The 14,844-nt window shown below is 47.7% G+C and carries 14 protein-coding genes and 1 pseudogene; 13 read left to right on the forward strand and 2 right to left on the reverse strand.

The annotated features are described in order from the left end of the window. Positions 1 to 331: 331 nt before the first annotated feature. The 6 genes from DW947_RS20205 (at position 332) to DW947_RS20230 (ending at position 6,106) form a co-directional block, all read left to right on the forward strand. Entirely contained in the window at positions 332 to 1,555 is a 1,224-nt protein-coding gene (locus DW947_RS20205; RefSeq protein ID WP_005775881.1) for a site-specific integrase, read from the forward strand. Then, positions 1,552 to 1,941, forward strand: coding sequence for a hypothetical protein (locus DW947_RS20210; RefSeq protein WP_004328110.1), 390 nt, complete (start codon positions 1,552 to 1,554; stop codon positions 1,939 to 1,941). The genes DW947_RS20205 and DW947_RS20210 overlap by 4 nt, the downstream gene beginning before the upstream one ends. Before the next feature lie 277 nt (positions 1,942 to 2,218). Next, positions 2,219 to 3,424 (forward strand): primase-helicase family protein, encoded by a 1,206-nt coding sequence (locus DW947_RS20215; RefSeq protein WP_004328112.1) that lies wholly within the window; start codon positions 2,219 to 2,221, stop codon positions 3,422 to 3,424. A 257-nt stretch (positions 3,425 to 3,681) separates the two neighbouring features. After that, the gene (locus tag DW947_RS20220) at positions 3,682 to 4,620 is read left to right on the forward strand and encodes a toprim domain-containing protein (RefSeq protein ID WP_005775883.1); all 939 of its coding nucleotides are present in this window, start codon (positions 3,682 to 3,684) and stop codon (positions 4,618 to 4,620) included. A 176-nt stretch (positions 4,621 to 4,796) separates the two neighbouring features. Further along, positions 4,797 to 5,162, forward strand: coding sequence for a MobC family plasmid mobilization relaxosome protein (locus DW947_RS20225; protein ID WP_004329306.1), 366 nt, complete (start codon positions 4,797 to 4,799; stop codon positions 5,160 to 5,162). Beyond that, positions 5,159 to 6,106, forward strand: a complete 948-nt coding sequence (locus DW947_RS20230) for a relaxase/mobilization nuclease domain-containing protein (RefSeq protein ID WP_007560543.1) — start codon at positions 5,159 to 5,161, stop codon at positions 6,104 to 6,106. Before DW947_RS20225 ends, DW947_RS20230 begins: the two co-directional genes overlap by 4 nt. Positions 6,107 to 6,127: 21 nt before the next feature. Here DW947_RS20230 and DW947_RS20235 read toward each other — a convergent pair whose 3' ends face one another. Next, positions 6,128 to 6,787, reverse strand: coding sequence for a helix-turn-helix domain-containing protein (locus tag DW947_RS20235; protein WP_004329304.1), 660 nt, complete (start codon positions 6,785 to 6,787; stop codon positions 6,128 to 6,130). Between the two features lie 62 nt (positions 6,788 to 6,849). Between DW947_RS20235 and DW947_RS21680 the strand changes: the two genes are divergently transcribed. Then, positions 6,850 to 6,999 carry a hypothetical protein gene (locus DW947_RS21680; protein ID WP_004329303.1) on the forward strand — a complete coding sequence of 50 codons (150 nt, stop codon included), beginning with the start codon at positions 6,850 to 6,852 and terminating at the stop codon, positions 6,997 to 6,999. A gap of 47 nt (positions 7,000 to 7,046) precedes the next feature. Here the strand turns inward: DW947_RS21680 and DW947_RS20240 are convergent, their stop codons facing one another. Beyond that, the gene (locus DW947_RS20240) at positions 7,047 to 7,946 is read right to left on the reverse strand and encodes a helix-turn-helix domain-containing protein (protein WP_004329302.1); all 900 of its coding nucleotides are present in this window, start codon (positions 7,944 to 7,946) and stop codon (positions 7,047 to 7,049) included. A gap of 130 nt (positions 7,947 to 8,076) precedes the next feature. On the opposite strand from DW947_RS20240, the gene DW947_RS20245 reads away from it, so the two are divergent. The 6 genes and pseudogenes from DW947_RS20245 to DW947_RS20275 all read left to right on the forward strand — a co-directional run bounded on the left by DW947_RS20245 (position 8,077) and on the right by DW947_RS20275 (position 14,815). Continuing rightward, positions 8,077 to 8,853 (forward strand): MBL fold metallo-hydrolase, encoded by a 777-nt coding sequence (locus DW947_RS20245; protein WP_004329300.1) that lies wholly within the window; start codon positions 8,077 to 8,079, stop codon positions 8,851 to 8,853. Beyond that, complete coding sequence (locus DW947_RS20250) at positions 8,850 to 9,518, forward strand: radical SAM mobile pair protein A (RefSeq protein WP_004329299.1); 669 nt, start codon at positions 8,850 to 8,852, stop codon at positions 9,516 to 9,518. The genes DW947_RS20245 and DW947_RS20250 overlap by 4 nt, the downstream gene beginning before the upstream one ends. After that, positions 9,515 to 10,390, forward strand: a complete 876-nt coding sequence (locus DW947_RS20255) for a radical SAM mobile pair protein B (protein ID WP_004329298.1) — start codon at positions 9,515 to 9,517, stop codon at positions 10,388 to 10,390. The genes DW947_RS20250 and DW947_RS20255 overlap by 4 nt, the downstream gene beginning before the upstream one ends. Further along, a pseudogene (locus DW947_RS20260) lies at positions 10,391 to 11,752 on the forward strand (hybrid sensor histidine kinase/response regulator); the annotation flags it as partial. Beyond that, positions 11,745 to 13,067, forward strand: coding sequence for a sigma-54-dependent transcriptional regulator (locus DW947_RS20265; RefSeq protein ID WP_118421077.1), 1,323 nt, complete (start codon positions 11,745 to 11,747; stop codon positions 13,065 to 13,067). The pseudogene DW947_RS20260 and the gene DW947_RS20265, both read left to right, overlap by 8 nt. A 578-nt stretch (positions 13,068 to 13,645) precedes the next feature. After that, positions 13,646 to 14,815 (forward strand): site-specific integrase, encoded by a 1,170-nt coding sequence (locus DW947_RS20275; RefSeq protein WP_004336895.1) that lies wholly within the window; start codon positions 13,646 to 13,648, stop codon positions 14,813 to 14,815. Positions 14,816 to 14,844: the final 29 nt, after the last annotated feature.

Genomic DNA, 14,844 nt, shown 5'->3' on the forward strand with positions numbered 1-14,844 from the left:
TATCCATATCTAAATTTTACAGTTTGGTATTGAGTTTTATTTTTTCTATTTTTCTACGCAAAGTTACTACAAATCTCTGGAAAAGACGAATAAAAAGGGACAAATGTCTTCGTAATGCCTGTCAATAAGGCGTTTGCGAAGACAAATGAGGACAGGCGAAAAATCGAGGTAACGTAAAGGAAAGCGGATTTATGAAGAAGAACGGTCTCCAAATCATTACCCGCCGAATGGTGATTTTTAACACACCGTGTTGTATTTGGCAGCTTGTGGCACAGGTTGGCATATCAAGGTCTAACTCGTTGAGTAATAACTTTGCAAACAAAAAACGAGTATGGCAAGAAGCACATTCAAGGTTCTGTTCTACGTGAACGGCAGCAAGGAGAAAAACGGTATTGTCCCCATCATGGGACGAGTGACAATCAACGGGACTGTGGCGCAGTTCAGTTGTAAGCAGAACATCCCGAAAACGCTTTGGGACGTGAAAGGAAACAAGGCGAAAGGCAAGAGCCGCGAGGCACGAGACATCAACCTTGCCCTTGACAACATCAAGGCGCAAATCATCAAACATTACCAGCGCATTTCAGACCGCGAGGCATTTGTTACGGCTGAGATGGTGCGCAACGCCTATCAGGGAATCGGCAGCGAGTATGAGACGCTGCTAAAAGCATTCGACCGTGAGAACGAAGTGTTCAAGAAACGGGTAGGCAAAGACAGGGTAATGGCTACCTATCGGGCACGTGTACGGGCAAGAAACCATGTAGCCGCCTTTATCAAGTCGTTTTACAGACGCAGCGATATGTCCATGTTGGAACTTACTCCCGATTTCATCAAGGAGTTCGCCGCATACCTCTCGACTGAAGCCGGATTGCGGAACGGTTCGATATGGGCAAACTGTATGTGGCTGAAAGGCGTGGTCATGAAAGCGCATTATAACGGGTTGATACCGCGCAATCCTTTCATCCAGTTTCATATCAGCCCCAATGTGAAAGAACGGGAATATCTGACGGAGGATGAACTGAAAGCGGTCATGACACATGAGTTTGCAGACAGCAAGCTCGCATACATCCGTGACATTTTCATCTTTGCCAGTTTCACCGCCTTGTCATTCGTGGACATTCAGGAACTGACGAATGACAACATCGTGGAGGTGAACGGCGAGAAGTGGATATTGTCCAAACGCCACAAGACAAAAGTCGCCTTCCAAGTGAAGCTGCTGGATATACCCTTGCAGATAGTCGAACGCTACCGACCGATGCAGAAAGACAATCGTATATTCCCCGGCTTGAACTATTGGTCTATCTGCAAACCGTTGAAACGGATGATAAGGGAATGTGGCATAACCAAGTCAATATCATTTCATTGCAGTCGTCATGGCTTCGCAACATTAGCTTTGAGCAAGGGGATGCCCATTGAAAGCGTAAGCCGTGTGTTGGGACATACGAATATAGTCACGACCCAACTCTACGCAAAGATAACCACGCAGAAGCTCGACAACGACCTGACCATGTTCGGCGACAAACTGAGTAAGACGTTTAACGGAATAACGATGTCATGAGTATGAGAAGAAACAGCATAACAGTGAATGAATCCGGCAATATCATCATGCCGGAGAATGTCTCAAACATTTGGATGAGCGAGCCGGAATTGGTGGAACTGTTCGGAGTAATTGCTCCGACACTTCGTTCTGCCATCAGAAACATCTATAACAGTGGAGCATTAAAAGAATACGAGGTACAGAAGTATGTTCGGCAGGAGAACGGGTATCATGCCGATGTGTTCAGCTTTCCGATGATAGTCGCACTTGCTTTCCGCATTGACAGCTTCGGTGCGGAACAGGTGCGCAATGCCATATTTAAAAGGCTGTACTTGCGAAAAGAGAAAACAAATATCTTCTTTTCGCTGGGTATAAATGGTTGGGATATGTCTAATTATCAGGCATAAGTTCTAATGATATGACGACATGAAGTAGTGAGACCTATGCGTATTCCCATTGCCAACAATGTATTTATACGAGTATGTGAATAGGTGTATTGCCATTCATACGTACGATTACGACAAACCCGAAGAAAAATCCATTAGAATGGCATTTCTTCGGGCTTTTGTTGTATGTCATAAAGCCAAATCCAAGAAAATCTTACGTGAGGTATGCGTGAGTTGTTAATCCGTTCTGCGCTAATTGCCGAGTTTTGCACTGATTAAACAAAAAAATGAAGTGCTAATGAAACAAGGCAACTTTGAAAATGAGGAGTTTATCCGTGTGGGTACTACCCTCTACAAGTTAGTGAACCAGCCCCGTCTGAACGGAGGCTATGTGAAGAAGCGCATCGTGTGGAACAACGAAACACTGCGGCAGGACTACGGCAAGGACTATCTCGCCACCGTGCCGAAGTACGACGGCTTCTGCACCGTCCCCGACCATGTGGACTACCGTCCCGTGGTGGACAAGTTCCTGAACCTCTACGAGCCGATAGGACACCGTCCGCAACAAGGCGAGTTTCCCTGTATCCGGTCATTGGTGCGCCATATCTTCGGTGAACAGTATGAATTGGGCATGGACTATCTTCAATTGCTCTACCTGCAACCCGTGCAGAAACTGCCTATCCTGCTGTTGGTATCAGAAGAACGCAACACGGGCAAGAGTACATTCCTGAACTTCCTGAAAGCTGTGTTTCAAAACAATGTCACTTTCAATACCAACGAGGACTTCCGCAGCCAGTTCAATTCCGACTGGGCAGGAAAACTGCTCATCGTGGTGGACGAGGTATTGCTCAACCGCAGGGAGGACAGCGAGCGGTTGAAGAACCTCAGCACCACACTTTCCTACAAGGTGGAAGCCAAAGGCAAAGACCGTGACGAGATAGCGTTCTTTGCCAAGTTCGTGCTATGCTCCAACAACGAGTATCTGCCTGTTATCATTGATGCAGGTGAAACACGCTATTGGGTGCGCAAGATAGACCGTCTGCAATCCGATGACACAGACTTCCTGCAAAAGCTGAAAGCTGAGATACCTGCCTTTCTGTATTACCTGCAATACAGACAACTTTCCACCGAAAAGGAAAGCCGTATGTGGTTTGCGCCCTCTTTGCTGCATACCGAAGCCTTGCAGAAGATTATCCGCAGCAACCGCAACCGATTGGAGATAGAGATGTGCGAACTTATCCTTGACATTATGGAAAGTGTCGGCACGGACACATTCTCGTTCTGCCACAACGACATTCTTCTTTTGCTGGTACATTCGCAGGTAAAGGTGGAGAAGCACCAAGTCAGAAAGGTATTGCAGGAATGTTGGAAACTTACTCCTGCCTCTAACGGGCTTACATATACCACTTACCAATTCAATTACAATCGGGAGTGCCGATATGAGCCGATAAAAAGAGTCGGTCGTTTCTACACCGTCACAAGGGAACAACTTGAATCCCTGTAATACTATTCTTTTTTTGTTGAATTGATGAATAATGATATAACCATACTGATAATAAACAGCATACACTCTCAACAAATTCTCAACAATCGAAAAGAAAAGTTGAGAGGGAAACAGCATCAGTTTGTTGGATTCTCTATTTGTGAGTGGTTTGTTGAGAAGATGTTGAGAATATAAAGCATTAACGTATAGGACAATACATATCTCATTCATCAAATCAACGTTTTTACAGTCATCATCAAATCCATAGAAATTATATCATGAACATCCAAGAAGCAAAACAAATCAAAATTGCGGACTATCTGCAAAGTTTGGGTTATTCGCCCGTAAAGCAACAGGGAAACTGCCTGTGGTATAAATCCCCGTTCCGTCAGGAAACGGAAGCCTCGTTCAAGGTGAACACCGACCGCAACCTGTGGTTCGATTATGGACTGGGAAGAGGTGGTAACATCATCGCACTTGCAGGGGTACTGTACGCATCCGACCATGTGCCTTATCTGCTTGGCAAGATAGCGGAACAGGCACCACACATCCGTCCCATATCTTTCTCTTTTCGCCAGCAGGCATCCGAACCGAGTTTCCAACATTTGGAGGTGGGCGAACTCACCCATCCGGCATTGCTCCGATACTTGCAGGAACGGGGCATAAACATCGCTTTGGCAAAGGCGCAATGTAAAGAGCTCCACTTCACCCATAACGGCAAGCCCTATTTCGCCATCGGTTTTCCGAATGTGGCGGGAGGATTTGAAGTGCGTAACCGTTTTTTCAAAGGCTGTGTCGCACCCAAAGACATCAGCCATATTCGGCAACAGGGAGAAGCGAGAGAGAAATGCCTTGTATTCGAGGGCATGATGGACTATCTTTCATTCCTCACGTTGCGGAAGAGGAACTGCTCGAACTTGCCCGACCTTGACAGGCAGGATTACGTCATCCTCAATTCGACCGCCAATGTTTCCAAAGCTATAGATGTGCTGCACGGGTATGGACGTATCCACTGCATGCTCGACAATGACGAGGCGGGAAGAAAGGCGTATCGGGAATTGGAAAGGAAGTTCGCCGGACGCATCCGCGACTTCTCCGACAACTACAAAGGGCATAAAGACCTGAACGATTACCTGCGTGGAATCCGGCAGAAATTAGCCGTTAGTCCACCGCCAAGAACTATCGTAAAACCCAAGAAGAAAGGGTTGGGATTATGACATCCCGAATGAGAAAAACGGGAGATGCCCGAAACTCATTCCTTAAGGATTGGGAGGTAGCAAGTTTGTGTTTCGGGTGTACCGAAACCGCTTGCCACCCACCATCCAAATTGCAGGAGGTGGCATCCCGTCGGTCTATACAGTTGAATCAGTAACCGAATTAAAAGGAATAAAATATGGAACAGACAAAGGAACACAAGGAACGCAACAAGGGAGGTCGCCCCAAGAAGGAAGCAACCGAGAAACTGAAATACCGTATCGCAGTGAAAATGACGGCAGCCGACTACTTCCGCCTGCTGACACGATCGCATGAGGCGGGCGTATCACCAAGCGAGTACATGAGGGAATGTTTCCGTAACGGTCATGTGAAAGAACGGCTGTCGGAGGAACATGCCGGATACATCCGCCAACTCTGCGGCATGGCTAACAATCTCAACCAGCTTGCGCGTAAGGCAAACGCCGGAGGCTTCCACGATGAACGGTGGGACTGCAAGGTGGCAGTGGCAAGGATTCATGAACTTATAACCAAGATAGGGATATGATGGCGAAAATCGTAAAAGGAAGCGACTTCAAGGGTGTGGTGGATTACATCATCGACAAGAAGAAGGATACGCAGATAGTAGCAAGCGAAGGCTTGTTTATGGAAAATCTGGAAACTATCGCCATGAGTTTCAATGCCCAGTCACGGATGAACGATAAGGTGACAAAACCTGTCGGACATATCGCGTTGAGTTTTTCCAAAGAGGATGAGTTACGGCTGACGAACCGTATCATGGCAGGCATCGCGCTTGAATATATGGAACGGATGGGAATCAAGAATACGCAGTTCTTCATCGCCCAGCATTTCGACAAGGAGCATCCGCACGTGCATATTGCTTTCAACCGCATAGACAACAACGGCAATACCATATCGGACAGGCACGAGCGTCTGCGCAGTACCCGCATCTGCAAGGAATTGACCTTGAAATACGGCTTGCATATGGCTGGCGGAAAGGACAATGTCAAACGCAACCGCCTGAAAGAGCCAGACAGGACGAAATATGCGCTTTACGACATCATCAAAATGGAAGTCGGCAGATGCGGCAACTGGAACGTGCTTATCGCCAACCTGAAACGGCAGGGAGTGGAAGTACATTTCAAGCATAAGGGGCAGACCAGCGAGGTGCAGGGTGTTGTATTCTCCATGAATGGCTACCATTTCAACGGCTCCAAAGTGGACAGGCGTTTCAGTTATTCCAAGATTGACGCGGCTTTGCAGCACAACAGATGCAGGGAACGTATGGGAATAACAGCCGGAATATATGAAACGGCTACACCAAGCGCACCGTCCGGCACGGCACAAAGCGAGTTGTTCAACGGCTCTTGGGGATTGCTAAAAAGCAGTGGCTCATCTTATAACGCTGCTGATGCGGAAGCCAATCAGGAAATGGTGGATATACTTCGCAGAAGGAAGAAAGTTAAGCGCAAGAGAGGTGTTGGGTTCTAATATTCTGTACTAATCCAATTCTCACGACACTTGCGCTCTATATTCATTCGGAGTGTAACCTACCTCTTTCTTGAACAGTCGGGTAAAATGTTGCGGGTACTGAAAACCGAGATTATAGGCGATTTCATTAACGGTGTCGTCTGTAGATGCAAGTTCCGTCTTGGCTATTTCAATAGACTTGTCATGAATGAAATGCAGGGCGGTTGAACCTGTTTCTTTTTTCAATAAATCACTGAAATAGTTGGGCGAGAGGCAGAGCTTGTCTGCACAATACTGTACAGTGGGCAAGCCTATCCGTTTAGCAGCCCCATCATGGAAGTATTCGTCAAGCAACCGCTCAAATCTTGCGAGGATGTCTCGGTTTTGGTTGTCGCGTGTGATGAACTGGCGGTCATAGAAACGTGTGCAGTAATCAAGGAACGTCTTGATGCTGTCTGTGATGAGGTTCTTGCTGTGACGGTGTATCGGATGGTTCAATTCATATTGAATCTTGTGGAAGCAATCCATGATGATTTGCCGTTCTTCCACACTAAGGTGCAATGCCTCGTTTGTCTCGTAGGAAAAGAACGAATATTCACGCATTATCCGCCCGAGAGGTGTATTCCGCAGCAGGTCGGGATGGAACATAAGCAGGTAGCCATCTGGTTGGAACTGCATGCCGTCATCTTCCGCACCGAACACCTGTCCGGGCGCGATAAATATCAGTGTGCATAATTATTCCTAAGTCTGTGAAACCGGAACGCATGAAGCAGAATCTCGACATATTAGACTTCACCCTGTCGGCCGACGACATGGCACGGATAAAGACGCTGGATACCGACAAGCCTTTCTTACTCGGCTCGCACGAAGATCCAGAAATCGTAAAATGGTTCATGCAGTACAAAAACGCCTGAACATCAACAACCATATTTCGATAGCCGCTATCGACTATATTAAGAAGTTATTCGTATATGCCTTTATTGTAATCCGTCATGTACTGAGTAAATGTTTTGCCTGTTTGCTGTTTGAAGAAGCGCATGAGATGGCTCGGATCAGAGAAATTGAAATCATCCGCCATTTCACTGACAGTGCGGTTGGAGAATAGCAATTCGTTCTTCAGTTCCTCAAGCAGACGTTGTTTTATCAAATGGGTAGCTGATACTCCGAATTGGGCTTTTACTGAGTTATTGAGTGTGATGCGACTGACATGAAGCATGTCTGCATATTCCTGCACCCGCTGGTGGGTGCGGATATTCTGTTCCAACAAGTCCTTGAACCGAAAAGCGAAATTGTTTTTAGCAATTTCAGCGGGCAAGCAATAGGCGGCAGCGTATGTACGATTGATAATCAGCAAAAGATAATATAGTAAGGAAACAATGATATTGTACGTATCGGACACTGGATTCATCAGCTCATACTTAATCTTTCCGAGCAGCCGCATATATTCCTTCATTTCGTCATGTGTGGCATTGATGTAAGGCGGCGTATCTGTCTGGTAACAATACAAAAGGCGAAAAACGAAGAACTTGTCGGCGATAAAAGTACGCATGAAATCTTCGCGGAATATAAGGAACGTGTAATCCAACGCCGTCTCATCTACATGCCACTCTTGTTGCTGATGGGGTGAAAGCAGGAGAACCATGCCGTCGCGCAGTTCAATCTTGCGGAAGTTCAGTAGCAAATATCCGTTTGCCTTACGGAAAAAGTAGAAGCTGAAGAAGTCTGTCTTAAACCGCTTGTTTTCTGTCAGCACAAGTCCGATGTCCTTGTTTATGGCAGTATTGATGTAAAAATCCACACCGCAGCGTGTCTTGTTGAACGGTACGCTGACCAGTCGATCAGGGTTGATTATCTCGTCCATATCCTTGTCGTTTTTGCAAAGATAATAATTTCATTTATCAAAATGGCATAATTACCGTTTTTTCAGGCATAGATGTTTCGCCGGATTCTTCCGAACTTTGCACCCGTAATCAATAACAAGACATATAGTCATGAAAAAGACATCCACAGTACAATTGGTGCGCAATGCCACCTTGAAAATCAGGTATGCGGGACACACCATGCTAATTGACCCCGTTTTAGCCGACAAAGGCACTTTGATATCGGCCCTCGGTGTGAATAAAACACCGAGGGTACACCTCACCATTCCTATTCAGGATATTATCGGAGGCGTGGACATGGTGCTCCTGACCCACAATCACATCGACCATTACGAGCCGAGTGTCCCCACACATTTGCCCAAAGAAATTCCTTTCTACGTTCAGCCCCAGGACGCGGACGCCATCAGAAACGACGGATTTACAAATGTGATACCCATCGAAGAAATAAAAACAATAGACGGCATATCCATTTACCGCACGACCGGACATCATGGTTTCGGGCAGATCGGGCAGATGATGGGACCTGTATCAGGTTATGTGCTAAAAGCCGAGGGCTTCCCGACCGTTTATATAATGGGTGACTGCCGATGGGAAGCATGTATCCGAGACACCGTGGAACGGTTCAATCCTGACTATATCGTGGTAAACTCCGGAGGTGCAATCTTTCCCGAATTTTCCAAAACGGACGGTCCTATCATCCCCGACGAGAACGAAGTGATGCAGATACTTGACGAATTGCCTTCGCATATCAAGCTGATAGCCGTACACATGGATGCCATCGACCATTGCCAGACCACCCGTGCAATTCTGCGCAATGAGGCAACGCATCACGAAGCCGACATGAGCCGGCTGATTATCCCGGAGGACGGAGAAACAGTTGTGTTATGAGTGTCTGCATTAAATCCCTGATAAAAAACATGAACATAGTGGTAGGGTGCACTATAGGATGCCCTTACTGCTATGCCCGTAACAACTGCCGCCGTTTCCACATTACCGACGACTTTTCCGTGCCTGAATACATGGAACGAAAACTGCGCATCATCGATACGTCCCGTCCTCATGTGTGGCTCATGACAGGAATGAGCGATTTCTCCGATTGGAAGCCTGAATGGAACGCAGAAATTTTCGAGCGGATCAGCAGCAATCCCCAGCACGCCTATATCTTTCTGACGAAGCGCCCTGACAAAATCAGTTTCTCCTCTGACGACGAGAACGTATGGATGGGCGTGACCGTCACGCGCAGTTCCGAGAAAAGGAGGATTGATGATTTGAAAAAGAATATCAAAGCACGACACTACCATGTCACGTTTGAACCTCTCTTCGATGATATCGGCGAGATTGATTTCGAGGGAATTGACTGGATTGTCATAGGCACAGAGACCGGAAACCGAAAAGGAAAGTCATATTCGCGCCCCGAATGGGTGCTTAGCATTGCAGAACAGGCAAAGGCTCATGGCATACCGGTGTTCATGAAAGAGGATTTGCTGCCGATTATGGGCGACGAAAGAATGATTCAGGAATTGCCGGAACAATTTACCAGACGAATACAATGAATATGGATACAATAAAGGAAATAGATGTAAAGAGTGTAATGACCAAATCCTCTCTGCCGGTGGGAGGATATTCGGTCAACCCTTATGTAGGGTGTCCCCACGCCTGCAGGTATTGCTACGCATCGTTCATGAAACGGTTCACCGGGCACACCGAGCCGTGGGGTACGTTTTTAGATGTAAAAAACTGGAAGCCGATAACGAATCCTCATAAATACGACGGTGAACGTGTTGTAATAGGGTCTGTGACGGACGGTTACAATCCGTATGAAGAAGAATTCCACCGTACCCGAAGGCTGCTCGAAGAGCTGCGAGGAAGCGATGCCGAGATTATGATATGCACAAAGTCCGATCTTGTCCTTCGCGATCTCGACCTGTTGAAGAGTTTTCCCAAAGTGACTGTGTCATGGTCTGTCAATACGCTCGACGAGCAGTTCTGCGCAGATATGGACAACGCCGTAAGCATTGAACGCCGTCTGAAAGCGATGCGTCAGACATACGAGGCAGGTATCCGCACCGTATGCTTCGTCTCGCCCATATTCCCCAGAATAACAGACGTAAAGGCAATAATAGAGGAGGTAAAAGATTATGCTGATTTAATCTGGCTTGAAAACCTGAATTTACGCGGGCAGTTCAAAGGCGGGATAATGACGTATATCCGTGAGAAGTATCCTGACCTCATACCGCTTTACGAGGAAATTTACAATAAAAAAAGGCTTGAATACTGGCAGGCATTGGAGCAGGACATTTCAAATTACGCCAAGGAGCAGGGCTTCCCGTATCGTATAAACGATCTGCCATACGGACGCTCGGAAAAAGGCAAACCTGTCATCGTAAACTACTTCTACCACGAAAAAATACGATTGACAAAATGAGGCTATGCCGGACTGATGCAGAAAAGTTGTAGCGCGGATAAAAGCACCATGTATGTGGATAATATCCGGCAATCTTCCGAGCGTATGCGGGAGATGCTCAACACGCTGCTGGATTTCTTCCGTCTGGACAACGGCAAGGAGCAACCCAACCTTTCCCCTTGCAGGATTTCCGCAATCACGCATATTCTTGAAACGGAGTTCATGCCCATTGCCATGAACAAGGGGCTGACTTTGATAGTGGAGAGCCACACCGATGCGGTGGTTTTGACCGACAAGGAACGTATCCTGCAAATCGGCAACAACTTGTTGTCAAACGCCATCAAGTTCACGGATAACGGTAGTGTATCATTGGCAGCGGATTATGATAACGGTTTGCTGAAACTTATCGTTGAAGATACCGGTACGGGCATGACCGAAGATGAGCAACAACGAGTATTCGGTGCATTTGAACGTCTTTCAAATGCCGCCGCAAAAGACGGCTTCGGATTAGGATTGTCCATCGTGCAGCGTATTGTGGCGATGCTCGGTGGAACTATACGCTTGGAAAGCGAGAAAGGCAAAGGGAGCCGCTTCACGGTGGAAATTCCCATGCAGACAGCCGAGGAACTGCCGGAACAGACAATTCAAGCGCAAATGCGCCATAATCATATCTGCCATGATGTGATTGCCATCGACAATGACGAGGTACTTCTCCTTATGTTGAAAGAAATGTATGCCCATGAAGGGATGCACTGCGATACCTGTACCAATGTTTCGGTACTGATGGAGCTGATACGAAAAAAGGAATACAGCCTGCTTCTGACGGATCTGAATATGCCTGAGATAAGCGGTTTTGAACTGCTGGAACTGTTGCGCTCATCCAATGTAGGCAACTCGAAGAGTATTCCCATAGTCGTGACAACCGCTTCGGGCAGTTGCAGCAAGGAGGAACTTATAGGGCGTGGATTTGCCGGATGCCTGTTCAAGCCGTTCTCCATATCCGAACTGATGGAGATTACGGATAAATGCGCATTAAGCAGCATATTGGATGAAAAGCCGGATTTTTCCACTCTGCTATCTTATGGCAATGAATCCGTCATGCTGGACAAACTGATAGCGGAAACCGAAAAGGAAATGCAGGCGGTCAAGGATGCAGAACAGCGTAAAGACCTCCAAGAACTGGACACACTTACACACCATCTGCGAAGTTCATGGCAGATTCTCCGTGCCGACCAGCCATTGAGGGAACTTTACGCCCAACTTCATGGAAGTGCCACTCCAGATGACGAAGCGATATGCAAAGCGGTGACCGGCTGTGCTGGATAAAGGTGCTGAAATTATCCGGCAGGCAAAAGAAGAAAGGAAAAATACGAAAATGGATAAAACAAGAATCATCGTGGTGGAGGACAATATCGTGTATTGCGAGTTTGTCTGCAACCTGCTGGCACGGGAAGGATTCCGTACCGTGCAGGCTTACCACCTCTCGACCGCGAAGAAACTTCTGCAACAAGCCTCAGACGGGGACATCGTGGTTTCTGACCTACGACTACCCGACGGTGACGGCATCGACCTATTACGATGGATGCGCAAGGAAGGCATGACACAACCGTTAATCATCATGACCAACTATGCCGAAGTGCATACGGCAGTCGAAAGTATGAAACTCGGCTCGCTGGACTATATCCCCAAGCAGCTTGTGGAGGATAAACTTATGCCTCTGCTTCATACCATCCTGAAAGAACGGAGTATCGGACGAAATCGTATGCCCGTTTTTGCCCGTGACAGTTCCGCCTTTCAGAAAATCATGCAACAGATAAGATTAGTTGCCCCTACTGATATGAGCGTGCTGATATTCGGAGAGAACGGCACGGGCAAGGAGCATATCGCCCACCATCTGCATGATAAGAGCAAAAGGGCAGGGAAACCGTTTGTGCCTGTGGACTGCGGTTCACTCTCCAAAGACCTTGCGCCCTCGGCATTCTTCGGACATGTCAAAGGCGCGTTTACGGGTGCGGACAGCACAAAGAAAGGATACTTCAATGAGGCAGAGGGTGGCACATTGTTCTTGGATGAGGTAGGCAATCTCGCATTGGAAACCCAGCAGATGTTACTCCGTGCCATACAGGAACGGAGATACCGCCCTATAGGTGACAAGACGGACAAGAGCTTCAATGTCCGCATCATCGCCGCCACCAACGAGGATCTGGAGAAAGCGGTCATTGAAAAACGTTTCCGACAGAATTTGCTGTACCGTTTGCACGACTTCGAGATAACTGTTCCGCCCTTGCGTGACTGTCAGGAGGACATCATGCCGTTGGCGGAGTTCTTCCGTGAGATTGCCAACAATGAATTGGAATGTAGCGTGACTGGGTTCGATGCGGAAGCCCGTAAGACATTGCTGACCCATCCGTGGCCGGGTAATGTCCGTGAGCTTCGGCAGAAGATAATGGGCGCGGTGTTGCAGGCACAGACGGGAGTTGTCATGAAAGAGCATCTGGAACTTGCCGTAACGAAACCGACCTCACCTGTCAGCTTCGCCTTGCGAAACGATGCGGAGGACAAGGAACGCATCTTACGCGCGTTGAAGCAGGCAAACGGAAACCGCAAGGTTGCCGCCGAATTGCTCGGAATCGGACGTACAACGCTGTATAGCAAGTTGGAAGAGTATGGATTAAAGTATAAATTTCAGCAATCATAGCCCGCAACTTGCCGAAAATAGAAGTAACGGTTAAACCGGATTATTCAGCGAAGATAAAAAACGTCCTGTGATAAAAATCATGGGACATTTTGATGTGTATCCGATTTTTATTGCTACTTTTGTACCAAGACGAGAGACATTGACAGCAACTCACAGCAGAACGTAGAAATAGACAGGGTTGCCAAATCATTACCTCATTTTTACCTTATCCTCAGAACTGCTTGCTAATAAAGTGGTTATAAAAATCTTCCAGAATTACTACAAAAAAGTGAAATGCGGAAAGATATAGTGATAGAATTGAGTTACAAGGGTTTTGGTTGAAGTGGCGATAATCCGTGAAGCCATTACAATCCCTGCCGAAGCCAAATCCTGACGCCGCTACGTTACTTGTTCGTAACCATGCCCGAAAATGCGACAAACGGGTACGAATAGCGAAACAAGGCTCTAAGGAATAGTGAGTTATCCATAACTCATGCGAAAAATCAGGTTACGGAAAAAGATTGCGCCGTTCCTCCCCGTTTTGCGTACCAACACCGGACTCTTCACCAACTAATTTTGAAACCCAAAAATTAAGGACAATGAAGAGTACATTTTCAGTAATCTACTACCTCAAGCGTCAGGTAGTGAAAAAGGACGGGACAGTTCCCGTCATGGGACGCATCACGGTGGACGGCAGCCAGACACAGTTCAGCTGCAAACTGACTGTCGATCCGAAACTGTGGGACACCAAAGGTGGACGTGTCACGGGCAGAAGCACGGCGGCACTCGAAACGAACCGTATGCTTGACAAGATGCGGGTACGCATCAACAGGCATTATCAGGAAATCATGGAGCGTGACAACTTCGTCACGGCGGAGAAGGTGAAGAACGCCTTTCTCGGACTGGAACACCGCTACCACACGCTGATGCAGGTGTTCCGCCAGCACAACGAGGACTACGAGAAGCAGGTGGAGGCAGGCATGAAAGCCAAAGGCACGCTGCTGAAGTACCGCACCGTTTACAAGCACATGCAAGAGTTCCTCGACATCCGCTACCATGTGAAGGACATCGCCCTAAAAGAGCTTACCCCGGCTTTCATCTCCGACTTCGAGATGTTCCTGCGCACGGACAAGCACTGCTGCACCAATACCGTGTGGCTGTACGTCTGCCCGTTACGGACGATGGTATTCATCGCCATCAACAACGAGTGGCTGACGCGCGACCCGTTCCGCGAGTATGAAATCAAGAAGGAGGAAACAACACGCAGTTTCCTGACCAAAGATGAGATCCGCCTGCTGATGGAGGGGAAACTGAAAAACGCCAAACAGGAATTGTACCGCGACCTCTACCTGTTCTGCGCCTTCACGGGGCTGTCGTTCGCGGATATGCGCAACCTTACGGAAGAGAATATCCGCACCTACTTCGACGAACACGAGTGGATAAACATCAACCGCCAGAAAACGGGCGTGGTGTCCAACATCCGCCTGCTCGACATCGCCAACCGCATAATCGGCAAATACCGGGGACTGTGCGGGGACGGCAGGATATTTCCCGTTCCGCATTATAACACGTGCCTTGCCGGTATCCGTGCCGTCGCCAAGCGTTGCGGCATCACCAAGCATATCACGTGGCATCAGAGCCGCCACACGGCAGCCACGACGATATTCCTCTCCAACGGTGTTCCCATCGAAACGGTCAGCTCCATGCTCGGACACAAGAGCATAAAGACGACGCAGATTTACGCAAGTGCGCCCAGAATGGTCGCTTAATAAATACTTCTTTAGCAAGAAGTTAGGAT

It is taken from the genome of Bacteroides sp. AM44-19, from assembly GCF_003603395.1.
GTDB lineage: Bacteria > Bacteroidota > Bacteroidia > Bacteroidales > Bacteroidaceae > Bacteroides > Bacteroides uniformis.